The sequence below is a fragment of the Streptomyces sp. NK15101 genome (genome assembly GCF_020400725.1).
GTDB lineage: Bacteria > Actinomycetota > Actinomycetes > Streptomycetales > Streptomycetaceae > Streptomyces.
In genome coordinates, this window is sequence record NZ_JAINVG010000106.1 from 1 (window position 1) to 22,520 (window position 22,520).

Annotated in this window: 20 protein-coding genes; 9 read left to right on the forward strand and 11 right to left on the reverse strand. The window is 74.4% G+C overall.

Annotation, left to right across the window (positions count from 1 at the left end; all coding sequences use genetic code 11):
* Nucleotides 1-51: 51 nt before the first annotated feature.
* Nucleotides 52-645 (reverse strand): ATP-binding protein, encoded by a 594-nt coding sequence (locus tag K7G60_RS34210; protein WP_225804854.1) that lies wholly within the window; start codon nt 643-645, stop codon nt 52-54.
* Nucleotides 646-869: 224 nt separating this feature from the next.
* The gene (locus K7G60_RS34215) at nt 870-1,187 is read right to left on the reverse strand and encodes a hypothetical protein (RefSeq protein ID WP_225804855.1); all 318 of its coding nucleotides are present in this window, start codon (nt 1,185-1,187) and stop codon (nt 870-872) included.
* Between the two features lie 186 nt (nt 1,188-1,373).
* Between K7G60_RS34215 and K7G60_RS34220 the strand changes: the two genes are divergently transcribed.
* Nucleotides 1,374-2,498 (forward strand): PLP-dependent cysteine synthase family protein, encoded by a 1,125-nt coding sequence (locus K7G60_RS34220; RefSeq protein ID WP_225804856.1) that lies wholly within the window; start codon nt 1,374-1,376, stop codon nt 2,496-2,498.
* Here K7G60_RS34220 and K7G60_RS34225 read toward each other — a convergent pair.
* The 3 genes from K7G60_RS34225 to K7G60_RS34235 form a co-directional block, all read right to left on the reverse strand.
* On the reverse strand, nt 2,458-2,958 hold the full coding sequence (locus K7G60_RS34225; RefSeq protein WP_225804857.1) for an SRPBCC family protein: 501 nt from the start codon (nt 2,956-2,958) through the stop codon (nt 2,458-2,460). The two genes, K7G60_RS34220 and K7G60_RS34225, sit on opposite strands and share 41 nt — an antisense overlap.
* Nucleotides 2,959-3,452: 494 nt before the next feature.
* Nucleotides 3,453-3,893, reverse strand: coding sequence for an SRPBCC family protein (locus tag K7G60_RS34230; RefSeq protein ID WP_225804858.1), 441 nt, complete (start codon nt 3,891-3,893; stop codon nt 3,453-3,455).
* Nucleotides 3,890-4,717, reverse strand: a complete 828-nt coding sequence (locus K7G60_RS34235; protein WP_225804859.1) for a DeoR/GlpR family DNA-binding transcription regulator — start codon at nt 4,715-4,717, stop codon at nt 3,890-3,892. The genes K7G60_RS34230 and K7G60_RS34235 overlap by 4 nt, the downstream gene beginning before the upstream one ends.
* A gap of 133 nt (nt 4,718-4,850) precedes the next feature.
* On the opposite strand from K7G60_RS34235, the gene K7G60_RS34240 reads away from it, so the two are divergent.
* On the forward strand, nt 4,851-7,247 hold the full coding sequence (locus K7G60_RS34240; RefSeq protein WP_225804860.1) for a hypothetical protein: 2,397 nt from the start codon (nt 4,851-4,853) through the stop codon (nt 7,245-7,247).
* Here the strand turns inward: K7G60_RS34240 and K7G60_RS34245 are convergent.
* From K7G60_RS34245 to K7G60_RS34265, 5 genes are all read right to left on the reverse strand, one after another.
* Nucleotides 7,217-9,622, reverse strand: coding sequence for a right-handed parallel beta-helix repeat-containing protein (locus K7G60_RS34245; RefSeq protein WP_225804861.1), 2,406 nt, complete (start codon nt 9,620-9,622; stop codon nt 7,217-7,219). The genes K7G60_RS34240 and K7G60_RS34245 overlap by 31 nt on opposite strands.
* 257 nt (nt 9,623-9,879) lie before the next feature.
* Nucleotides 9,880-10,488 carry a hypothetical protein gene (locus K7G60_RS34250; protein ID WP_225804862.1) on the reverse strand — a complete coding sequence of 203 codons (609 nt, stop codon included), beginning with the start codon at nt 10,486-10,488 and terminating at the stop codon, nt 9,880-9,882.
* A 137-nt stretch (nt 10,489-10,625) separates the two neighbouring features.
* Nucleotides 10,626-11,459 (reverse strand): MOSC domain-containing protein, encoded by an 834-nt coding sequence (locus K7G60_RS34255; RefSeq protein ID WP_225804863.1) that lies wholly within the window; start codon nt 11,457-11,459, stop codon nt 10,626-10,628.
* Between the two features lie 53 nt (nt 11,460-11,512).
* Nucleotides 11,513-12,007, reverse strand: coding sequence for a DUF6643 family protein (locus K7G60_RS34260; RefSeq protein ID WP_225804864.1), 495 nt, complete (start codon nt 12,005-12,007; stop codon nt 11,513-11,515).
* A 372-nt stretch (nt 12,008-12,379) separates the two neighbouring features.
* A complete protein-coding gene (locus tag K7G60_RS34265) occupies nt 12,380-13,558 on the reverse strand; it encodes a glycosyltransferase (RefSeq protein ID WP_225804865.1) in 1,179 nt (392 codons plus the stop codon).
* A gap of 58 nt (nt 13,559-13,616) precedes the next feature.
* Between K7G60_RS34265 and K7G60_RS34270 the strand changes: the two genes are divergently transcribed.
* The 6 genes from K7G60_RS34270 to K7G60_RS34295 all read left to right on the forward strand — a co-directional run bounded on the left by K7G60_RS34270 (nt 13,617) and on the right by K7G60_RS34295 (nt 20,230).
* Complete coding sequence (locus K7G60_RS34270) at nt 13,617-14,411, forward strand: glutamate racemase (RefSeq protein ID WP_225804866.1); 795 nt, start codon at nt 13,617-13,619, stop codon at nt 14,409-14,411.
* A gap of 157 nt (nt 14,412-14,568) precedes the next feature.
* Nucleotides 14,569-15,141, forward strand: coding sequence for a hypothetical protein (locus K7G60_RS34275; protein WP_225804867.1), 573 nt, complete (start codon nt 14,569-14,571; stop codon nt 15,139-15,141).
* A 105-nt stretch (nt 15,142-15,246) separates the two neighbouring features.
* Entirely contained in the window at nt 15,247-16,845 is a 1,599-nt protein-coding gene (lnt, locus tag K7G60_RS34280; protein ID WP_225804868.1) for an apolipoprotein N-acyltransferase, read from the forward strand.
* 42 nt (nt 16,846-16,887) lie between these two features.
* Nucleotides 16,888-17,370, forward strand: coding sequence for an NUDIX domain-containing protein (locus K7G60_RS34285; RefSeq protein ID WP_225804869.1), 483 nt, complete (start codon nt 16,888-16,890; stop codon nt 17,368-17,370).
* A gap of 55 nt (nt 17,371-17,425) precedes the next feature.
* Nucleotides 17,426-18,265 (forward strand): 3-hydroxybutyrate dehydrogenase, encoded by an 840-nt coding sequence (locus tag K7G60_RS34290; RefSeq protein WP_225804870.1) that lies wholly within the window; start codon nt 17,426-17,428, stop codon nt 18,263-18,265.
* 69 nt (nt 18,266-18,334) lie between these two features.
* Complete coding sequence (locus K7G60_RS34295; RefSeq protein WP_225804871.1) at nt 18,335-20,230, forward strand: GAF domain-containing protein; 1,896 nt, start codon at nt 18,335-18,337, stop codon at nt 20,228-20,230.
* Nucleotides 20,231-20,270: 40 nt separating this feature from the next.
* Here the strand turns inward: K7G60_RS34295 and K7G60_RS34300 are convergent, their stop codons facing one another.
* Complete coding sequence (locus K7G60_RS34300; RefSeq protein WP_225804872.1) at nt 20,271-21,638, reverse strand: MFS transporter; 1,368 nt, start codon at nt 21,636-21,638, stop codon at nt 20,271-20,273.
* 519 nt (nt 21,639-22,157) lie between these two features.
* On the opposite strand from K7G60_RS34300, the gene K7G60_RS34305 reads away from it, so the two are divergent.
* Nucleotides 22,158-22,520 (forward strand): hypothetical protein (locus K7G60_RS34305; protein ID WP_225804873.1); only part of this gene is annotated, 363 nt, incomplete at its 3' end.

A 22,520-nucleotide genomic window follows, 5' to 3' on the forward strand; every position in this document is an offset into this window, starting at 1 on the left:
CCCCCCCCCCCCCTCTCCCGTCCGGGGCCCGGCCCGCCCCTCCCCGCCTCGTCAGCCCGCCCGGCCCGCCAGGACCGGGCGGGCCAGCGACGGGGCCGGCACCGGTTCGGCCGGCGAGCTGAGGGGCACGCCGGGGAGCCGGCTGTACCCGACGCCCGCGAACAGGCCCTCGGTCGCGGCGCCGTACACGGCACGCGCGCACTCCTCGACGGGGTCGCCGAGGGGCGGCGCCGTGAGGGTGAACCACACGACCTTGCCGTCGGCACCGCACGGGCGGACGCCCCAGCTCTCGCTGACGGCCCCGACGATCCCGAGGCCCCGCCCGGAGGTGGCGAGCGCGTCGAGGTCGTCCACCGGGACGGGCGCGTTCGTGCGCCTGACTTCCGGCAGGCGGGGATCGTGGTCCCGGACCGAGACGGTGAGCCGGTCGAGCAGCAGCTCGATCTCGACCCTGCATCCCTTGTCCGGCTGGGCATGGCGGTGCACGTTCGTCAGCAGCTCGGTCACACCGAGGACGGCATGGTCCACCAGGGCGTCCAGCTGCCAATGTCGAAGATGCGCGGAGATGATGCGGCGGACCTGTCCGATCCGCGACGGCAGGGCCTCAAGCTCCACCGCGTAGTACCTGCTCGGCTCGCTGATCACGGCTGCGACTCCCCGAAGTGGTCCGGAAGAAGACGAAGATTCGGATCTGTCTCTGCGGTACAGAAGGGGCGGCGACCTGATCGCAGCGTCACCACCGCTGAACCCTCAGTGAGGTGGTTTCCAGCCTGGACCAGCCGTGATCGCCCCGCAACTCGCCGCGAATCTCCGCAGCTCAGGGCCGCTCCGCCGGGTCGGCCCGGGACCGTCCTGCCGCGTCGCGGCCCTCAGGACCGCCCGGCCGCCCGCTTCAGCGCCGCGAGGAAGCGCCCGGACGTCTCCGTCTCGCCCCTCCCGCGATCGCCGTCGTCGTGCAGCGTCAGCCGGTACCGCGTGCCGTTCACGGTCGCCACCGTCTCGTCCGCCTTCGCGAACCACGGCCGCCCCGCCCGTACCGCCGAGACCGGCGCGCTGTCGATCTCGCTGCCGTAACTCGTCAGGAGCGCGAGGCGGCCGTCCTCGATCCGCACCTCTCCCGCGCGCGTCAGCGAGCGCGGCCAGCGCGCGATCCGTACGCCCCTGGCGCTGAACTCGGGCTCCGCCATGCCGATCCGCCCCTTCCACCCGGCTGCCGTACCCAGTGTGCCGGGCCCTCGCCGCCCGCACCAGTAGCCCTCCGCCGACCCGTCCACAAGGCAGGCCTATGGAACGTCAAAGGGAACGTTTGCCCAGGTGAGAGCGGTATTGTCGGCAGGGGAGACCCCTGAGGCGACACACGAATAGAGGGACGGATGAGCACCACCCACGAGAGTGCGGCCGCGGTCACGGTCGACGTCGACCGCAGCGACCCGGCGTACCGGTCCTGGCTGAAGGAGGCCGTGCGCAAGGTCCAGGCCGACGCCAACCGCTCCGCCGACACCCATCTGCTGCGCTTCCCCCTCCCCGAGAAGTGGGGCATCGACCTCTACCTCAAGGACGAGTCGACCCACCCGACCGGCAGCCTCAAGCACCGCCTCGCCCGCTCCCTCTTCCTCTACGGCCTCTGCAACGGCTGGATCCGTCCCGGAAAGCCCGTCATCGAGGCCTCCAGCGGCTCGACCGCCGTCTCCGAGGCGTACTTCGCGAAGCTCATCGGCGTCCCCTTCATCGCCGTCATGCCCCGCACGACCAGTCCCGAGAAGTGCCGGCTCATCGAGTTCCACGGCGGGCAGTGCCACTTCGTCGACGACTCGCGGACGATGTACGAGGAGGCCGCCGCCCTCGCCGAACGCACCGGCGGCCACTACATGGACCAGTTCACCTACGCGGAGCGGGCCACCGACTGGCGCGGCAACAACAACATCGCCGAGTCGATGTACCAGCAGCTGCGCCTGGAGCGGTACCCGGAGCCCGCCTGGATCGTCGCCACCGCCGGCACCGGCGGCACCTCCGCCACCATCGCCCGCTACGTCCACTACATGCAGCACGACACCCGGATCTGTGTCGCCGACCCCGAGAACTCCTGTTTCTTCGACGGCTGGACGCACCAGGACCCGAACGCCACCGCCGACTGCGGCTCGCGCATCGAGGGCATCGGCCGCCCCCGCATGGAGCCCAGCTTCGTGCCCGGCGCCGTCGACCGCATGATGAAGGTCCCCGACGCGGCGAGCGTCGCCGCCGTCCGTGCCCTGGAGACCGCGATCGGCCGCAAGGCGGGCGGCTCCACCGGCACCGGCCTGTGGAGCGCCTTCAAGATCGTGGCCGAGATGGTCGCCCACGAGCGCACCGGCAGCGTCGTCACCCTCATCTGCGACCCGGGCGAGCGCTACCTCGACAAGTACTACTCCGACGAGTGGCTGGCCGCCCAGGGCCTGGACATCGCCCCGTACTCCGCCGCTATCGAGCGGTTCCTGGCGACGGGGGCCTGGCCGGAGTGAGCCGCCGGTCCAGCCGGCGCGCCGCGTCCCGGAAGGAGAGCCCCACGCCCGGCGCCGCGAGGCGCAGCGAGAACCGGAACGGGGCCGCGCCGTCGGCGGCCATCGTCCACCGCAGCCGGGTGCCCCGGCCGGCGGGGGAGAGGGCCCATTCCTCCGCCATGGCCGTCACGCCGGGCGCGTTCGTCGCGTCCACCCGGTAGGCGTAGCGGAGGTCGGGCTCGGAGGCCAGGATCGTCTCGTCGAAGGCGATCCCGCCCCGCAGCCGGACGGTCCGGCCCGCGCCGTCACCGGTCGGGACGGCGGAGGTGACGGCCGTGAACCACGACGGCAGGCTCCCCACCTCCACGGCCACCGACCGGTAGACGGCCGACGGCGGTGCGGCGAGGGTCGCGGTGAAGACCAGGCGGACGGGCGCGGACGTGGTGAAGTCGAGCTCCACGGGGCGCAGTCGACGTGCCATGGGCCCTCCCGGGGGACGTGAGCGGATGCAGCACCATAGCTGACGTGCCGTCAACGGCACAGGGGGAAGCCCACCTCCACCCACGCGACCCCGCACCCCGCCGGGGCGGTGCCCCCGCCGTGTGGGCCCGCGCCCGGCGGGCCGGTGCCCCCGCCCACCTGCCGTGTGGCCTGCGCCCGCCGGTGCCTCCGCCACCTGCCGTGTGGGCAGTCGTCCCGCTGGGCGGGACGGGTGGGCACACGGGACGGCGCCCTTCAGCGGGGCCTCCGCGTTCCGGGCCCGGACCCGCACCACGTGTGAGCTGTGCACGGGGTGCGGGTTCAGGCGCGTGAGCCTCGGGCGCCGGCAAGGGCGCCGTCCGTTGTGCCCACCCGTTCCGCCCCGGCGGAACGCATGCCCACAACGGAGCGCGGGAGCGGGGTGGGCGCCGCCCCGGCGGAACGACTGCCCACACCAGAACACCGGCAACAACGGAACGGTCGGCCACCGCGGCGTCACGCCCCCCGTAGCAGCCCGTCCAGCGCGCGTCCGAACACCGCACGGCCCGCCCGGGCCAGCACCGGATCGAGGGCCCTCGGGACGCCCCGTACCGAGAGGTCCTCCGTCCACAGCACCCGGCAGCCGCCGCCCACCGTCCCCGTCACCTCGATGCGCGCCCAGCCCCGCACCACCCGCCCGGACTTCTCCAGACGGCAGACGCCGGGCCGGCCGGCCGAGGGGGGCTCCCAGCGGACGACCTCCATCGGGTCGTCGAAGGAGAGCCGGCCGAGGCCCGTGCGGGCGACGAACCGCGTGCCCACCCCGTCCGGCCCCGGCGTCAGCACCCTCGTCCGGGTCAGCGGCACCTGACGGCCGTGCGCCGGCCAGTCCGTCAGCCGCCGCCACACCTCCTCCGGCGCCCGCGGCACCGTCCGCTCGACCCGGAAGAGGCTCACTCCTGCTCCTCGCCCGGCACCAAGAGGCCCGGCACGTACTCCGTCACCTCGGCCCGCACCCCCGCCGGCAGCCCGCTGTCCGTCACCCAGGTGTCGACCTCGTCGAGTGCGGCGAAGGAACTCAGGCCCACCGTCCCCCACTTGGTGTGGTCGGCGACCACCACGACCCGACGCGCCGAGCGCATCAGGCACCGGTTGGTCTCGGCCTCCGCCAGGTTCGGCGTGGAGAGCCCGGCCTCCACGGACACGCCGTGCACGCCCAGGAAGAGCAGGTCGAAGTGGAGCGAGCGGACCGCCCGGTCCGCCACCGGCCCCACCAGCGCGTCGGACGGCGTGCGGACCCCGCCGGTCAGGACGACGGTCGCCGCCCCGCGCCGCGCCTCGCCCCCGCCGCCCGTCTGCTGCGCCTCGTGGAACACGTCGGCGACCCGCACCGAGTTGGTGACCACCGTCAGGTCCGGCACGTCCAGCAGGTGCCGGGCCAGCGCGTAGGTCGTCGTCCCGCCCGACAGGGCGATCGCCGTACCCGGTGAGACGAGGGCCGCCGCCGTCCGGGCGATCTCGTCCTTGGCGCTCGGTTCGAGCACCGACTTGGCCTCGAAGCCCGGCTCGTGGGTGCTCGCCTCGACCACCGGAACGGCCCCGCCGTGCACCTTCGCGACCATGCCCTGCCGGGCCAGCGCGTCCAGGTCGCGTCGGATCGTCATGTCCGAGACGTTCAGACGACGGGTCAGTTCGTTGACCCGTACACCGCCACGCCGCCGTACCTCGTCGAGGATCAGGGCACGCCGCTGCTCCGCGAGGAGGTTCTGGTTGTCAGTCACCGCCGGGGCCGGTCCTTCCGCAGGAGACAAGGGGATCAGTGTCGGATTCGGTGAGGGCCGTGCGCGGTCGCACGGCCTTCCGCGATCCTGTAGCCGACGTCGCATCTTCCCACTCTGAGAGGAAGCCCCCTCAGTGTCCCCTGCCACACCCGCCCCGGAGAGCGGGGGCGCGGCGCTCGAACTCCTCGTCCACGGAGTCGGCGGAGCCACCCCCGAGTCGATGCTCGACGACCCCAGGACCGTACGGGTCACCGGCGACCGGACCGCCGCCATGTACCGGCGCGGCGAGGACCTCGACGCCGAGGACCACCCCGAGCGGTACGCGGCGCGCCCGGTCCCGGAGGCGTACTGCTGGTCCAACCTGACCTCCGGCGACGGCGCCCGCGCCCTGTGGCTGCTGCTCCTGCCCTTCATGGTGGCCAACCTGGCCCACTGGATGCGACCGCCCACCGAGGGCAGGCCGGGGCTCGTGCGGCTCTACGGGGTCCTCGTCCGGCTGGTCGCCCTCACCCTCACCGTCCTCCTCACGGCCGCCGCCTGCGAGGTGGCGCTCGACCTGACGGCCTGGCAGTGCGCGGCCACCACCGCCTGCACCGACGCGTACTCCTGGCTCGGTTTCCTCTCCGCCGGGCGCGGCGGCTGGTGGTCCGTGCCCGGCCGCCGCCTCGCCCTCGCCGCGCTCGTGCCCACCGCGCTCGTCGGCCTGCTCTGGTACCTCTCCAACCGCACCTGGAGCGCGTACGAGGCGCAGCGCCCGCCCACCGGATACGACGCCCCCGTCACGGAGCCCCAGGCCGACACGGAGGCGGCGGACGCCGCCGAGCCCGTCGGCCCCGTAGAGCTCCGCCCCGCCCTCGGCCGTCCCGGCTTCTGGTACGGCCGCCGGCTCGTCGCCCGCCTCAGGGCCGCCCACACCGCCGCCGGGTTCCTCACCGTCGCCGCCGCCCTCGTCACGGCCACCGTCCGCCACGACGCCGGCGCGCCCGGCCCGCGTGCGGTCCTCGGCTGGGTCCTCCAGGCCGCCGTCGCCGTCCTCGCCGTCGTCGTGGTCTGGGTCGTCTGCCGGCGCGGCCGCAGCGAGAGCCGGCTCGACCTGCGCGTCGAACGCGCCCTCGTCTCCTGGCTCCCCGCCGCCTCGTTCGCCCTCCTCGCGCTCACCGCCCTGCACGCCGGCTGGTCCCGCCCCGGCTGGATCTCCTCCGGCACCCTCCCCGGCGACGCCGTCTTCGGCGCCCTCACCCTCGTCCAGGGCGGCCTCGTCGTCGCCCTCGGAGTCGTCGCCCTGCTCCTCCAGCGGCCCCGCCGGGACCCCCGTACCGCGCTGCGCGGACTCGGCGGGCCGGCGGTCGCCATGCTCGCCTGCGCGCTCGCCGGGGTCATGTCCGGGGGAGTGGCGCAGCGGGTCGCCGACTGGCTCGACGGCCCGGCCACCCCCGGCATGGGCGACCACGGCGGCCCCAGGATCGGCCCGCCGGTCCTCCTCAGCTGGCAGGCCTCGGTGATCCCCGTCCTGCTCCTGCTGCTCCTGGCGCCGGCCGCCCTCCTCGCCGTACGGACCGTCCTCGACGCCCGGCGCCTGCACTCCGCCGTCGAGGACGACTACGCCGCCGCCGGCGAACGCGACCCGGTGCGCACGGGGCAGATCGCGACCGGCCGGGCCCGCGCCTCGCTCACCGACTCCGCCCCCGTCCTCGTCGGCGTCGTCTCCGGCGCGACCCTGCTCCTCGGGGCCGCCTCCGTCGTCGGTGCCTGGGCCAGCGGCAACGTGCCGGGCCGGGCCTTCGACGGGGCCCACCCCGCGATCGCCTCCCTCGCCTCCGTCACCCAGGCCCTCGGCTCCTGGATGATCGGCTTGGGCTTCCTGCTCTTCGTCACCTGGGGCCGCCGCGCCTACAAGGACGCCTCGGCCCGCCGCACCATCGGCATCCTCTGGGACGTCGGCACCTTCTGGCCCCGCGCCGCCCATCCCTTCGCCCCGCCCTGCTATGCCGAACGCGCGGTCCCCGACCTCACCTGGCGGATGAGCTCCTGGACCCGGAGCACCGGCGGCCGGCTCGTCATCTCCGGGCACTCCCAGGGCAGCGTCCTCGCCGCGGCCGCCGTCTGGCAGCTGCAGCCCGCCACCCGGAGCCGGGTCGCCCTGCTCACCTACGGCTCACCCCTGGAGCGGCTCTACGGCCGCTGGTTCCCCGCCTACTTCGGCCCCGAGGCGCTGCGCGCCCTGAACCGCACGGTGCACTGCTGGAGCAATCTGTACCGCGCCACCGACCCCATCGGCGGCCCCGTCAGGGTCCCCGCCGAGGACGGCCGCCCGGCCGTGGACGAAGCGGTGCTGCTCGACCCCGTCGCGTACGGCCGGACCCGTCGGCACCCGCTGCCCGAACCGATCCTCGGCCACTCCGACTACCAGGCCGACCCGGCGTTCGCCCGGTGTCGCTCCGGACTCCTCGACCGGCTCCCGCCGGCCTTTCCCCGCCAGCGCTCCGACTCCCCCATGGATCAGGGGATCTCGGGGATGTCCTCCGGATAGAGCAGGGTCAGGTCGTCCGTGCTCGCGTCGGCGAGCGCGGCGACCCGGCCCGCGTGCCGCTCCACCATCGACTCGAAGGTCCCCCGCGCCGTACGGCCGTTGCCGAACGCCGGGCCCTTGGGCAGTTTCTCGAAGTACGCGAGCAGCGCCTCGTCCGTGCCCGGCGCGAGCCGGTACTCGTGCTCGTCCGCCTGCTGGCCGACGATCCGCAGCAGCTCCTCCGGCGTGTAGTCGCCGAAGGTGATGGTCCGGGAGAAGCGGGAGGCCACGCCCGGGTTGACGGTGAGGAAGCGCTCCATCTCCGCCGTGTACCCGGCGACGATGACCACCACCGCGTCCCGGTGGTCCTCCATCAGCTTCACCAGCGTGTCGATCGCCTCACGGCCGAAGTCCCGCCCCGAGTCCTCCGGCGACAGCGCGTACGCCTCGTCGACGAAGAGGACGCCGCCGCGCGCCCGGTCGAAGGCCTCCTGCGTGCGGATCGCCGTCGAGCCGATGTGCTCGCCGACCAGGTCCACCCGGGAGACCTCCACCAGGTGCCCGCGCTCCAGGACCCCGAGCGAGGCGAGGATCTCGCCGTACAGCCGGGCCACCGTCGTCTTGCCCGTGCCCGGGTTGCCCGTGAAGACCAGGTGGCGGCGGACCGAGGCCGCCTTGAGCCCCGCCTCCTGGCGCCTGCGCCCCACCTCGATCATGTTGGTGAGGGTCCGCACCTCCAGCTTGACGCTCTCCAGACCCACCAGGGCGTCCAGTTCGCCGAGCACGTCCTGCGAGGACCGGGCCTCCGCGGCCGGTTCCGGCGCGGCCGGTGCGGCCGCCGGGGTGCGCGGCGCGGGCACCGTGCCGAGCAGCCCCGCCGACTGGGTGGCCGTCAGGACCGTGCCGCCGTCGGGCACGGAGGAGCGGACCGCGCTCTCGTCGCTGGTGCAGTCCTCCGCGCTCGCGCCCTCCTCCGGGAACTCGTAGCCGCCGCGCGCACAGCGCTCCGTGCGGCACTTGCGCAGGACCGTCCGGCAGCCGTCCGTGACGTGGAAGCCGTAACCGCCGCTGCCCGTCACCCGGCAGCCGTGGAAGGAGCCGCGGCCCTCCGCCGAGACGTAGAAACCGGCCTCGGCGGGCGAGGTGACCACACACCGGTCGATCGTGGGGTCGGCGCCCTTGGTGACGATGACCCCGGTCTGCACGGAGTCGATCGTGCAGCCGCCGAGGGTGCCGCCGCTGCCGTGGTCACGGAACCAGGCCCCGGTGGAGGCCTCCCGGATCCGGCAGTCGTCGAGCTGGGCCGTGGCGCCGTCGCTCACGGACACCGCCGTGTTCCGCACCTGCGTCAGATCGCTGTCGACGACGTCCACGCGCGAGCCCCGGTCCAGGACGAACAGCGCGTCCGGCACGTCGTGCACCCGGCAGGCGTCGAGGACGGCGGTCGCCCCGTCGCTCACCCACACCGCGGGGTAGTCCCCCGTACTGTCGTGGATCTCGCACTGGTTGGCGTCCACCCGCGTCCCCGGGTCCCACACCGACAGGCCGTTGCGCCCGAAGCGGCGGACGGTCGACCGGGTCAGCGTCAGGACCGAGCGCGAGCGCAGGTCGACCGCGTTCTCCGGGACGTCGTGGATGTCGCAGTCCGAGAGCGTGAGCACCGCGTCCGTGTCGAGCGTGATCCCGTCCGCCGAGGTGCGGTGCACCGCGGAGTCGGTGAGGTGGGCGGTGGCGCGGGCCGCGATCTGCAGACCGGCGCCCTTGATCTCGTACACCTCGCAGCCGACGCCCTCCAGGCCGCTGCCCTCGCCGGTCACGGCGATCCCCGCGCCGGAGGCGTGGTGCACCCGGCAGCGCTCCAGACGCGGATGCGCCCCGCCGCGCACCGAGACCCCGGCCTGCCCGGCGGAGACCACCTCGCACTCCTCGAACACCCCGCCGGCGCCGTCGAGCACGGCGATGCCGACCCCGGCCGGATTGTCGACGGTGCAGCGGCGGACCGTCGGCCGGGCGGCGCCCCGCACCTCGATCCCGGCGGCCGAGCGGGTCATGATCCGCAGGTCGAGCAACTCGGGCGTGCCGTCCTCGACGAGCAGCGCGGGCGCGGCCACGTCCTGCCCCTCGATGTGCAGGTCCTGCACGGTGACGGAGGCGCGCAGGGTCAGCGGCACCCCGTCTGGGGGTGCGATCCGCACCGAGCCGATCCCGCCCTCGGGGCCGCGCAGGGTGACGGCCCGACGGATCACGAGGTTCTCCCGGTAGGTGCCGGGCGCGACGGTGAGGACGTCCCCGTCGCCCGCGGCCTCCAGGGCGGCGGCGAGGGAGGGGTACTCACCCGTGCGGCGCCGCCACCGCGATGTGCCGGTGTGCGTCACCTGGACCGTGCCCTGTGCCATGGGTGTGTCCTGCCCCCGCCTCATGCCTCGACGCTGATCCGATGCCCCACCGTAGCGCGCGCGGCGCCGCCGGGTTGACGGGTCGCCGGCCCGCGTGCGCACGGGAGGCCGACCGTCGCCGGGGACGCGTCACCGCCGGTCCGGGCCGGTCCGGAGCGATCGGGCTCGGTCATGGAGCGGTCGAACTCGAACGCGGCGCCGTGGGACGGCCGTGGTCGGGCGGAGCGGGCCGGCCGGAGAGCGGTCTTTCACGGGTGTCAGCTTCCCGTGCCCGTACGGCCCCAGTCGGGGCCCGCCGCCGCCCACGCGCGGTCGAGGCGCGCGTACCGCCGCAGCACCAGTCTGCGGACGGCGAGACGGCGGACGAGCTCCACCAGCGAACCGACGAGAAGAGCGACCGTCAGACCGGCGACGACCGCGTGCGCGCGTGCCGTCCCGGCCTGCATCGGCGGCGTCACCGGACGCCCGTCCCGGTCCGTCCAGAGGCGGAAGGCGGCGCCTGGCGCGGAGTGCTGCCGGGCCGTCGCCACCGTCCCCGTGCGGGGCGAGCCGTCCGGCGCGGTCCAGCGGGCCACCACCGAGCGCCGCAGCCGCTCCTCGCCGGCGGTCTCGACGGACCTGGGGCCGCTCGCGGGACCGTCGGCGAGCCGCACCACCCGCGCCGTCGTCGGCAGCCGCTGCGCCTGCTGCGTACGGACCGCGCGCGACAGCGAGTCGTACGCGGAGGTGCCGGCCGTCCAGCCGGCCAGGGGCACCGCGACGCAGAACAGGACGACCGCCGCGAGGGCGATCCACGCCTCGACGAGATCAGTGGTCCGGCGCAGGGGATTGTGCCGCCAGCGCCAGAGTCCGGTGGCTGCGCGCACGTCTGGACCCCCTCGTTGTTCACCGCTCCTCCAACGAGTGTGACCCCGGGGCGGGTTCCCCGCCCGTCGGACGTGTCCCGCGAGCGGGCCGGGCCGACCGGCCGGCCGGCGGCATCGCGGGACACACCCGGACGTCCTCAGTCCAGGATCTTCACGGCGTCGCCGACCCGGACCGTGCCGGTGTGCTCGGGGACGAGGTTCTGGCCGAAGATGACCCGGCCGTCGCTCTTGCGGTGCCGGGCGAGCGTCCGCAGCGGTTCCTTGCCCCGCTCGGCCGTGAACTGGTCCGTGGTGGTGACGACGCAGCGCCCGCAGGGCCTGGCGACCCGGAAGGTGACCTCTCCGACGGCGAGCCGCGTCCAGCCGTCCTCCGCCCAGGGGGCGGTGCCCTCGATCACCAGGTTCGGCCGGAACCGGTTCATCGGCAGGGGGCCCTCGTCGGCGTGGTCGCCCTGGGCTATCAGGGAGTTGAGGGCGTCGAGCGAGGCGGTGGTGGTGACGAGCAGCGGGTAGCCGTCCGCGAAGCTCACGGTCTCGCCGGGCAGCGCGTAGTCCGGGTCGACCGGACGCCGGTGCTCGGGCGCGTCCATGTGCACGAGCCGTACGTCGCTCTCCAGGTACGCCGAGAGCCAGGCGGCCGCGGCGGGGTCGGCCGGGACCGCCTCCACGTGCTTGTCGAAGATCTCCACCGTGACGGTGGCCGTGGCGGGCGGGGGCTGGGGCACCTCGACCGCCAGCGTCGGCAGGCCGGGAGCGGACAGGGAGACCCCGCCGCCCGGCAGCGGCTCCGCCGTGGCCAACGCCATCCGGGGGTGACGGCGTTGGGTCACGACGCTGTTCGCGGAGTCGACGACGGTCCAGCGGCGGTCCCCGGCCAGCCCCCAGGGCTGCACCTCGGCCTCCGTGCGGGACAGCGCGCGCATGGCCTTGACCGGGTGGACATGGACGGAGCGGAGCACAGGAATCGGCATGTCCTCATCCTGCCAGCCGCCCCGGCCTCCACGTCGGCCGCTGCGCGAGCCGGTCAGTAACCTCCGCCCTGGTAGGGGCGGTTGTACGGGTCGTCGTACGGCGCGGGGGTCGGTACCGGCGCGGGCCGCGGGGCCGCCGGACGCATCGCCTCGTACCCGGCGGCGGCCGGACGGGGCTGCTGCGGGTACGGACCGCCCTGGTAGCCGCGCGGGGCCGCCTGCTGCTGGGGGATGTACGGGGCGGGGGCGTGCTGCAGCGGGACGGGGGCCATCTGCGGGGAGGGCTGCGGGTAGCCGTAGCCGCCGCCGTAGGCCGGGGCGGGCTGCGGGCTGGGCGCCGCCGGGAGGGCGGGCAGTGCCGCGGGGAGCGCCGGCAGGTAGGAACCGCTTCCGGAGAAGCTGCTGCCGGTGTCGTAGGCGGCGGGCACTCGGATCGGGGCGATCTGAGGCGTGCCCCGCTCCGCGACCAGGGAGTCGTAGATCGGGGTGTCCGGGAAGGACGGCGCGGTGTGGTAACCGCCTCCATAGGTGGAGCGGGGGGAGGTCATGGCACATAAGTTAAGCCCACGATGTGCTGGTTGGGGAGCCTGATTAGAGGGTTGTTTGACGGGCTTGGGGAAGTGGTGGTTCCCCAATCCGAGCGAACGTGACAAAAACGGGCGGCGCACCGGGCCAAGATCGTGTAAACGCCGAGTTCGGAGGGGGTTACCGGCGGGTCCGGCGTTCCGCGTCCGGCACGCGCCCCCGGCATGAAGAACGCATAAAGAAAAGGTGCCGAGAAGGCGTGGAAGAAGTGATCATGGGCATGCTTAAGCGTCAATCCCGCGGTCTCCGGCGTGGTGTGTACACGCCGAATTGACGGCGCTACTCCCCGTGTCGGAAAAGCCATTTCCGTGAAGGGGCCACGGAACTCGGGGCGTTCACCGGTCGGGGGCCGCCTCCGGGCGCGCGTACGTCCGGCCCTTCCACGCCGCCCCCCGGCCCCGGTGGTGCCGCACCGCCGAGTCCACCGTCATCAGGAGGTACAGAAAGGCGGTGAACGGCAGCAGTGGAGCGAGCCACAACGGCTGGCGGTAGTAGCGGAGCATCGGCACGTACGTCCCCGCCATCACCGCCCACGCGACACCGCCGGCCCACGCCGCCGTCACGTCCCCGCCCCGGACGCCGGCCACCACGGCGACCGGCGGCACCAGATAGACGAGCACGAGGCCCGCGACCGTCCCCGCGAGCAGCAGCGGGTTGTGCCGCAGCTGCGCGTACGCGCTCCGCGCGACCATCCGCCACAGCTCGCCGAGCCCCGGATACGGACGGATGCTGTCGACCCGCTCCGCGAGGCCCAGCCAGATCCGCCCCCCGGCCCGCCGCACCGCCCGCGCCAGCGACACGTCGTCGATCACCGCCTGCCGGATCGCCCCCGGCACGTCCGCCGCCACCGCCGTCTCCGTCCGCAGCAGCACGCAGCCGCCCGCGGCGGCCGTCGCCAGGGGCCGCGCCCGGTTGATCCAGCGGAAGGGATACAGCTGGGCGAAGAAGTAGACGAACGCCGGAACGACCAGGCGCTCCCACGTGCTCGCCACCCGCAGCCGGGCCATCTGCGACACCAGGTCCAAGTCGCCGTCCACGGCCGCCGCCACCAGCCGTCGCAGACTGTCCGGCTCGTGCGCGATGTCCGCGTCCGTCAGCAGCAGGAACTCCGGCCCGCGCGCGCGTGCCAGCGCCATCCCGTGCCGCAGCGCCCACAGCTTCCCCGTCCAGCCCGGCTCCGGCTCCCCCGGTGACACGACGGTCAGCGGCAGTCCGCCGTGCCGGGCGGCCAGCTCGACCGCGAGCTTCCCCGTCCCGTCCGTACTCCCGTCGTCGACGAGGAAGACCTCCGCGGCCCCCGGATAGTCCTGCGAGAGGAGGGACGGCAGGCTCATCGGCAGCACCTCCGCCTCGTCCCGCGCCGGCACCACGACGGCCACCCGCGGCCACCGCTCCGGTGAGGACCGGCGCACCCGCGGCAGCCGCTGATCGGTGCGCCAGAAGAAGCCCTGGCCGAGGAGCAGCCAGAACCAGACGACCAGGGACGCGATCGAGAACCAGGCAAGGGTGCTCATTCGCGGCAGTCTGCCCCAGATCGCGGGGGACGAACGGCTCATCGGCTAGGGTGACCGGGTGAAGATCGCGCTCATGGACTCCGGAATCGGCCTCCTCCCGGCGGCGGCCGCGGTGCGCCGGCTCCGGCCGGACGCGGACATCCTCCTCTCCAACGACCCCGACGGCATGCCGTGGGGCCCCCGCACCCCCGAGGACCTGACGGGGCGTGCCCTCGACGTCGCCCTCGCCGCCGCCGAGCACCGGCCGCAGGCGCTCATCGTGGCCTGCAACACCGCCACCGTGCACGCCCTGCCCACCCTGCGCGCCGCCCTCGAACCGGACATCCCCGTCATCGGCACCGTGCCCGCGATCAAGCCCGCCGCCGCGGCCGGCGGCAAGGTCGCCATCTGGGCCACCCCCGCCACGACCGGCAGCGCCTACCAGCGCGGACTCATCCGCGACTTCGCCGACGGCGCCGAGGTCACCGAGGTGCCCTGCCCGGGGCTCGCCGACGCCGTCGAGCGCGCCGACCGGGACGCGGTGGACGCCGCCGTCGCCGCGGCGGCCGCGCTCACCCCGACCGACGTCCGCGCCGTCGTCCTCGGCTGCACCCACTACGAACTGGTCGAGGAGCGGATCCTCGCCGCCCTGGAGACCCGCCGCCGGGCGGGACTGCCGCCGATCGTCTTCCACGGCTCCGCCGACGCCGTCGTCGCGCAGGCCCTGCGCCGGATCGGCGCCGAGCCCGCGACCGGCGCGGAACCCACCGGCACCCTCTCCGTCCTGCTCAGCGGGCGCCCCGGGCAGCTCCCCGCCACGGCCCTCGGCTACGCGGAGGGCCGCGCCCTGGCGGCCACGGCCGCCGCGCACTGACGAGCGGGGGAGCTCCCCTCGCGCCGTGGTCCGGGTGCTCCGCGCCCGGAGCGTCCGGCGCGCCGTTCGACGGACGAGCGCCCCCTTCTTCACGGAGGGTCACCGCGCGAACGCGATCCGGCGCGCTGTCCCCGGCGAACCTGGGTACTCTCCTTTTATGAGGGAGCGCCGCCGGGACCGGAACCCACGCGCCGACGAGCTGATGCCCGTCGTCTGGACCGGTCGCGCCACCAACCGCTTCCAGTGGGTCGCCGCCGTCGCCGGCGTCGCCTGCATGGCCCTGGGCATCACCCTCGCCGTCGAGTCCCCCTGGACCTCCGGCGTCACCGCCCTCCTCATGGCGGTGATCGGCTGCGTCGCGGCCGGACTGCTCGTCCTCTTCGGGACCCTCGCCTTCGTCCACGTCGCCGTGAAGGTCGACGACCGTGCCATGGAGGTCCGCTGCGGCCACATCGGCGTGCCGCGCCGCCGCATCCCGCTCGCCCACGTCGTCGGCGCCGACTTCGCGCCGAGCGTCACCCCGCGCCAGTGGGGCGGCTGGGGCTACCGCTGGCGGCCCGAGAAGGGCACGGCCGTGATCGTCCGGCGGGGCGAGGGCCTGGTCCTGCGCCTCGGTGACGGCCTGACCTTCACGGTGACCGTCGACGACGCCGAGTCCGCGGTCCGGGTCATCCGCGCCCGCCTCCGCCGCCCGGCCCCGCCGGCCCCGCCCGCCGCGACCGGTGTGTGAGCCCGCCCGCGACCCCTCGGGGGCGGGTCCGCGCCGGTCACACGGGCTCCGGGCCGACCCGCACCGCCCTCCTGAGGGACGGGATCGCCCCGTAGACTCCGCCGGGTGAGCGCCACCATCACCCCCGTCGACGCGTCCGGACCCGACGCCGCCCCCACGCCGGGCGCCCGGCTGCGGCGGTTCGTGCGGCCCGGGGCGGCCCTGCTGTCCGGTTTCCTGCTCTACCTGAGCTTCCCCCCGCGCCCCCTGTGGTGGCTCGCGCTGCCCGCGTTCGCGCTGCTCGGCTGGACCCTGCGGGGCCGACGCCCGCGCGCCGGGTTCGGCCTCGGCTACCTCGCGGGACTCGGCTTCCTGCTCCCGCTCCTCGTCTGGACCGGCGAGGAGGTCGGCGCCGGTCCGTGGCTGGCCCTCGCCGCCGTCGAGGCGCTCTTCGTCGCCGCCGCCGGCCTCGGCATCGCGGCCGCCTCCCGGCTCCCCTGGTGGCCCTTCTTCGCGGCCGGGGTGTGGATCCTCGGAGAAGGGGCACGCGCGCGCGTGCCCTTCGGCGGCTTCCCCTGGGGCAAGGTGGCCTTCGGACAGGCGGACGGCCTCTTCCTGCCGCTCGCCGCCGTCGGCGGCACCCCGGTGCTCGGCTTCGCGGTCGCCCTGTGCGGCTTCGGCCTGTACGAGGCGTGCCGGCGGTTCCGCGCGTACCGGGTCACCGGCACCCTCCCGCGCGGCCCCCTCGCCGCCGCGGCGATCGCGGTCCTCGCCCCGGTGACCGGTGCCCTCGCCGCGCTGCCGCTCGTCGACGACTCCGCCGAGGACGGCACCGCCACCGTCGCGGCCGTCCAGGGCAACGTGCCCCGCCTGGGCCTGGACTTCAACGCCCAGCGCCGGGCCGTCCTCGACAACCACGTGGCCCGCACCCGCGAGCTCGCCCGGGCCGTCGAGGAGGGCCGCGAGCCGCGGCCCGACTTCGTGCTGTGGCCGGAGAACTCCTCCGACATCGATCCGTACGCGAACGCCGACGCGGCCGACGTCATCGACGGCGCCGTCAAGGCGATCGGCGTGCCCACCGTGATCGGCGCCGTCGTCACCCCCGAGACCGGCAAGCTCCGCAACACGCTCATCCAGTGGGACCCCGAGCGCGGCCCCGTCGCCACCTACGACAAGCGGCACGTCCAGCCCTTCGGCGAGTACATCCCGATGCGCTCCTTCGTACGGATCTTCAACAGCAACGTCGACCGGGTGAGCCGGGACTTCGGCGCCGGCACCGAGGTCGGCGTCTTCGACCTCGCCGGCACGAAGGTGGGCCTCGCGACGTGCTACGAGGCGGCCTTCGACTGGGCCGTGCGCGACACCGTCACCCACGGCGCCCGGCTGATCTCCGTCCCCAGCAACAACGCCACCTTCGGCCGCAGCGAGATGACCTACCAGCAGCTCGCGATGAGCCGGGTGCGCGCGGTCGAGCACAGCCGGTCGGTCGTCGTGCCCGTGACCAGCGGCGTCAGCGCGATCATCCGACCCGACGGCGAGATCGTCGCGCAGACGGAGATGTTCACCCCGGACGTCCTCGTCGAGAAGGTGCCGCTGCGCTCCTCGCAGACCCCCGCGACCCGTCTCGGCACCCTGCCCGAGGCCCTGCTCGCGGTGCTCGCGGCGGCCGGACTCGGCTGGGCCGCCGCCCGCGCGGCGCGCGCCCGCCGGACCCCGGCGGCCTGACCTCGGCCCGGCCCCGGCCCGTAGATGATCTAGGGTCGGGGCATGGGCACTCCTGACTTCATCCGCGAACTGCGCGAGACGGCCGGCCACCAGCTGCTCTTCCTGCCGGGCGTCAGCGCCGTCGTCTTCGACGACCGGGGTCGAGTCCTGCTCGGCAAGCGGGCCGACAACGGGCTCTGGGCGATCATCGGCGGCATCGTCGACCCGGGGGAGCAGCCCGCCGACTGCGCGGTGCGCGAGGTGTTCGAGGAGACCGCGGTGCGCTGCGTGCCCGAGCGGATCGTCCTCGTGGAGACCCTGCGCAAGCCCGTCGTCTACCCGAACGGCGACATCTGCCAGTACATGGACGTCTCGTTCCGCTGCCGGGCGGTCGGGGGCGAGGCGCGGGTCAACGACGAGGAGTCGACCGAGGTCGGCTGGTTCGGGGTGGACGAACTGCCGGAGATGAAGCGTTTCTCGTACTTGCGGATCGAGAAGGCGCTCGCCGATGAACCCACATGGTTCCGCACCACAGTAACCAGTTGAACTATGGGCCCGGCGCACATCGGTGGGGGAGTGGCCCGTTCGTAGGGTGCGGAGCATGAGCGCCCCCATCACCGTCTCCGGCACCGAGCCCGGTGCCGACGCCGTCTCGCCCCTGCCCCGCGCCGCGGGCCCCGCCCCCGACCTCACCGGCCGCACCGCGCTCGTCACCGGCGCGGCCGGCGGCATCGGGCGCGCCTGCGCGCTGCGGCTCGCCGCCGCCGGGGCCCGGGTCAGAGCCGTCGACCGGGCCGCCGAGGGCCTGGAGACCCTGGCCGAGGAGGCCGGCGCGCTCCCCGGCGACCTCGAACCGCGGCTCCTCGACCTGACCGACCTGGACGCCGCGGAGGCGGTGGCCGCCGGCACCGACATCCTCGTCAACAACGCCGGGCTCCAGCTGGTCCGCCCCATCGAGGAGTTCCCGCCGGACGTCTTCCACACCGTGCTCACCGTGATGCTGGAGGCGCCCTTCCGGCTCATCCGGGGCGCCCTGCCCCACATGTACGGCCAGGGCTGGGGGCGGATCGTGAACCTCTCCTCCGTCCACGGACTGCGCGCCTCCGCCTTCAAGTCGGCCTATGTGGCCGCCAAACACGGTCTGGAGGGCCTCTCCAAGACCGCAGCCCTCGAAGGCGCCCCGCACGGGGTCACCTCCAACTGCGTCAACCCCGGCTACGTCCGCACCCCGCTCGTCGAACGGCAGATCGCCGACCAGGCCGCCGCGCACGGCATCCCGCCGGAGCGCGTCCTCGCCGAGGTCCTCCTCAAGGACTCCGCGCTCAAGCGGCTCATCGAACCGGAGGAGGTCGCCGAGGCCGTCCTCTACCTCTGCACCCCGCAGGCCTCGTTCATCACCGGCACCTCCCTCGTCCTCGACGGCGGCTGGACCGCCCACTGAGGACGGACGCCCGAGCGGCTCGTCCACAGGGGTGGTGCGACCACACGTACGGCAGGTATCCCTGTGTCCATGTCCCACGAACACGTCTCCTACCTGGAACTCCTCGCCCGGGGAGCCGCGACGGAGGCCTACGACCGGCCCGTCCTGCTCGCCCGCGCGAGCGGCGCGGGCCCCGAGGAGCTGGCCGGGCTCGAGGAGGCCAAGCAGCTCGCGCTGCGGGTCCGCGCCGAGCTGGAAGGGCGGCGGCGCCGCGAGGCGGAGCTCTCCGCGCTCTTCGCCACCGCCCACGACCTCGCGGGACTCCGCGACCTCGACGCGGTGCTGCGCGCCATCGTGCAGCGCGCCCGCTCGCTCCTCGGCACCGAGGTCGCCTACCTGAGCCTCAACGACCCCGTCGCGGGCGACACGTACATGCGGGTCACCGAGGGCTCGGTCTCCGCCCGGTTCCAGCAGGTGCGCCTGGGCATGGGCGAAGGACTCGGCGGCCTCGTCGCCCAGACCGCCCGCCCGTACGTCACCGACGACTACTTCCGGGACCCGCGCTTCCAGCACACGCGCGCCATCGACGCGGCCGTACGGGACGAGGGCCTCGTCGCCATCCTCGGCGTGCCGCTCACTCTGGGCAGCCAGGTCATCGGCGTGCTGTTCGCCGCCGACCGCAGGGCCAGGGTCTTCGAGCGCGAACAGGTCGCGCTGCTCGGCTCCCTCGCCGCGCACGCCGCCGTCGCCATCGACACCGCCAACCTGCTCGCCGAGACCCGCTCGGCCCTCGCCGAGCTGGAGCGGGCCAACGACATCATCCGCGAGCACAGCGCCGTCATCGAGCGGGCCTCCGAGGTCCACGACCGGCTCTCCGAACTGGTCCTGCGCGGCGGCGGCGTCCACGACGTGGCCCACGCCGTCTCCGAGGTCCTCGGCGGCACCGTCGAGTTCACCGAGGAGGGCGCCGGATCCGCCCGCCGCGCCGGGAGCCACGCGGTCCGCGAGGGCGACGACTGGGTGGCCGCCGTGTCGGCCGGCGGCGAGACCCTGGGCGCCCTCGTGCTCCACGGCCAGCCCGACCTCGACCCCGTGGACCAGCGCACCCTGGAGCGCGCCGCCCTCGTCACCTCCCTGCTGCTGCTCGCCCGCCGCTCGGCGGGCGAGGCCGAGCAGCGGGTGCGCGGCGAGCTCCTCGACGACCTCCTCGACGCCCCCGACCGGGACCGCCGCCTGCTGCGCGAGCGCGCCGCCCGGCTCCGCACGGACAGCGAGGCACCGCACGTCGTGCTCGCCGCCCGCATCGACCGGGCCGCCGGTGACGGCGCCGAGGCCGACGCCGGAGGCCGCGAGAGCGCCGACCGCCAGCGTCTGTGGTCGGCCGCCTCGCACCTGGCCGCCACCCGGCACGGGCTCGCCTCGGCCCGTGACGGCGGGACGGTCCTGCTGCTGCCGCTCGGCCCGGGGGAGAGCGCCGCGGACCTCGCCCGCCAGACCGCCCGCAGCCTCGGCGGCGCCCTGCGCGAGCCGGTCACCGTCGGTGCCTCCGCGCCCGTGCGGACGCTCCTCGACCGGCCGGACCAGGTCGCCGTCGCGTACCAGGAGGCCCGCCGCTGCCTGGACGCGCTCGTCCTGCTGCACCGCTCGGGGCAGGGCGCGGCCGCCGAGGACCTCGGCTTCCTCGGCCTGCTCCTCGCCGACAGCCGGGACATCGACGGCTTCGTGGGCCGGACGATCGGCCAGGTCGTCGCGTACGACCGGCGGCGCGGCACCGAGCTGGTCCGCACCCTGGACGCCTACTTCGCCAGCGGCATGAGCCCGGCCCGCACCAAGGACGAACTCCACGTCCACGTCAACACGGTGGCCCAGCGCCTGGAGCGCGTCGGTCGGCTGCTCGGCCCCGACTGGCAGTCCCCGGCCCGCGCCCTGGAGATCCAGCTCGCCCTGCGCCTGCACGCCCTGTCGGACGCGGTCACGGGGACATGACGCACCGGGCCGCCCGCACGGGGCCCGGTGCGTCCCCGGATCAGACGTCGGCGCGGACCCGGGCGTCCTCGGGGCGCCGCCCGTCGATCTCGCCGAGGTCCCGGTCGCGGGTCTCGCGGGCGGCGGCGATCGCGACGACGGTGAGCAGCGCGGCGGCGATCACGTACAGGGCGATCGGGGTCGAGCTGCCGTAGTCGGCGAGGAGCGCGGTCGCGATGAGCGGCGCGGGGGCGCCGGCGGCCACGGAGGAGAACTGGGCGCCGATGGAGGCGCCGGAGTACCGCATCCGGGTCGCGAACATCTCGGAGAAGAAGGCCGCCTGCGGCGCGTACATCGCCCCGTGCAGGACCAGACCGACCGTGACGGCGAGCAGCAGGGAGCCGAAGCCGCCGTGGTCGATCAGCAGGAAGAACGGGAACATCCAGGCGCCGACGCCGACCGCCCCGATCAGGTAGACCGGACGCCGGCCGATCCGGTCGGAGAGCGCGCCCCAGACGGGGATGACGGCGAAGTGGACGGCGGAGCCGATGAGGACGGCGTTCAGCGCGGTCTGCTTGCTCAGGCCGACCTGCGTGGTCGCGTACACGAGGATGAACGCGGTGATGACGTAGTACGAGATGTTCTCCGCCATGCGGGCGCCCATCGCGATCAGCACGTCCCGCCAGTGGTGCTTCAGCACCGCGACGAGCGGCATCTTCTCGACCTGTCCGGCGACCGCCCTGCGCTCCTCGGCGGCGGCGAGCGCCGCCTTGAAGACCGGGGACTCGTCGACCGAGAGCCGGATCCACAGGCCGACGACCACCAGGACCCCGGAGAGCAGGAAGGGAACGCGCCAGCCCCAGGAGGCGAAGGCGGCGTCCGAGAGCAGCGCGGTCAGCGCGGACAGCACACCGGTCGCGAGCAGCTGGCCGGCCGGCGCCCCGGTCTGCGGCCAGGAGGCCCAGAAGCCGCGCCGCTTCGCGTCGCCGTGCTCGGACACGAGCAGGACGGCCCCGCCCCACTCACCGCCGAGCGCGAAGCCCTGCATCAGTCGCAGCACCGTGAGCAACACCGGAGCGGCGGAGCCCACGGCCGCGTGCGTCGGCAGGAGGCCGATGGCGAAGGTCGCCCCGCCCATCATGAGCAGGCTCAGGACCAGCAGCTTCTTCCGCCCGAGCCGGTCCCCGTAGTGCCCGAAGACGAGCGCGCCGAGCGGCCGCGCGGCGAACCCGACCGCGTAGGTCAGGAACGAGAGGAGGGTTCCGACCAGCGGATCGGACTCGGGGAAGAACAGCTTGTTGAACACCAGCGCGGCGGCCGACCCGTAGAGGAAGAAGTCGTACCACTCGATGGTCGTGCCGATGAGACTGGCGGCGACGATGCGCTTGAGGGAACCGGGTGGCGTCGGGGAGGGAGTTGCGGCGGCCATGTGCACCACTTCCAGGCGGGTACGGGGACGTTTCGGTGTCGCCACACCGTAGGAAGACGCAGGTCAGGGGCGTATGTGGTGGGACACCATAGTTCCGGAGAATCAAGTGCGTTCAGTCGCCATGAGAGACCCTGGGGGCTCCTGGCCTTCCCCCGCCTGTCCTCCGAGGCGAGCCGGCGGCTCGGGCCCGACGACGCCGCTTTGCGTCCCGAAACATTTCCGCCCACGCGCCCCGGGCGTGCGCCCAACGCTCCCTGCACGTCTGGTCGTCGGCAGTCCGACCGGGGCGGAGGGCCCGGCTCCTCCGTCGGGCGTGGTCGGCGCCCTGTCCCGGAAATCGGGCCGGCTGCGGGCAGTCGTTCCGCGGTGGTGGCCCGCCCTGACGGATCGCGCGGCGGGGTGACGAGCCGTCATCCTCGCCAGGATGGTTTGCGACCGCGGATTACCCGTCAGCCGGCCTGCATGGTAGGACTGTTCGAGCTGTTCGATCCATGTCTACGTCTACGGGGGATACGAGTCGTGGCTGTCACGGTGCCGGACTGGGCGGACACGCTCCTGGACCTGGTGGGGGTCAACTGGCCCAACGTCGACGAGGACGCGTACCGCGACATGGCGGACGCGCTGCGGGAGTTCGCGGACGACCTCGCCGACGACGGCCAGCTCGCCAACAACCACATGGAGCGGCTGCTGTCGTCGGGGCACGGCGAGGCGATGGACGCGCTGGGCGAGCACTGGTCCAAGGTCAAGGGCAAGCACCTGAAGGACATGGTCTCCGCGGCCCGGACGATCGCGGACGCGCTGGACCTGGCCGCAGGCGCGATCGAGGGCATGAAGTGGAAGGCGGTCGCGGAGCTCGGGGTGCTGGCCGGCCAGACCGGTCTC

Excerpts from the sequence above, each read along its gene's own strand:
- K7G60_RS34260 (WP_225804864.1), bottom strand. The coding sequence starts at position 12,007 with ATGACCTCCCCCCGCTCCACCTATGGAGGCGGTTACCACACCGCGCCG.
- K7G60_RS34290 (WP_225804870.1), top strand. The coding sequence starts at position 17,426 with ATGAGCGCCCCCATCACCGTCTCCGGCACCGAGCCCGGTGCCGACGCC.
- K7G60_RS34255 (WP_225804863.1), bottom strand. The coding sequence starts at position 11,459 with ATGCCGATTCCTGTGCTCCGCTCCGTCCATGTCCACCCGGTCAAGGCC.
- K7G60_RS34295 (WP_225804871.1), top strand. The coding sequence starts at position 18,335 with ATGTCCCACGAACACGTCTCCTACCTGGAACTCCTCGCCCGGGGAGCC.
- K7G60_RS34265 (WP_225804865.1), bottom strand. The coding sequence starts at position 13,558 with ATGAGCACCCTTGCCTGGTTCTCGATCGCGTCCCTGGTCGTCTGGTTC.
- K7G60_RS34215 (WP_225804855.1), bottom strand. The coding sequence starts at position 1,187 with ATGGCGGAGCCCGAGTTCAGCGCCAGGGGCGTACGGATCGCGCGCTGG.
- K7G60_RS34225 (WP_225804857.1), bottom strand. The coding sequence starts at position 2,958 with ATGGCACGTCGACTGCGCCCCGTGGAGCTCGACTTCACCACGTCCGCG.
- K7G60_RS34285 (WP_225804869.1), top strand. The coding sequence starts at position 16,888 with ATGGGCACTCCTGACTTCATCCGCGAACTGCGCGAGACGGCCGGCCAC.
- K7G60_RS34220 (WP_225804856.1), top strand. The coding sequence starts at position 1,374 with ATGAGCACCACCCACGAGAGTGCGGCCGCGGTCACGGTCGACGTCGAC.
- K7G60_RS34245 (WP_225804861.1), bottom strand. The coding sequence starts at position 9,622 with ATGGCACAGGGCACGGTCCAGGTGACGCACACCGGCACATCGCGGTGG.
- K7G60_RS34275 (WP_225804867.1), top strand. The coding sequence starts at position 14,569 with ATGAGGGAGCGCCGCCGGGACCGGAACCCACGCGCCGACGAGCTGATG.
- K7G60_RS34300 (WP_225804872.1), bottom strand. The coding sequence starts at position 21,638 with ATGGCCGCCGCAACTCCCTCCCCGACGCCACCCGGTTCCCTCAAGCGC.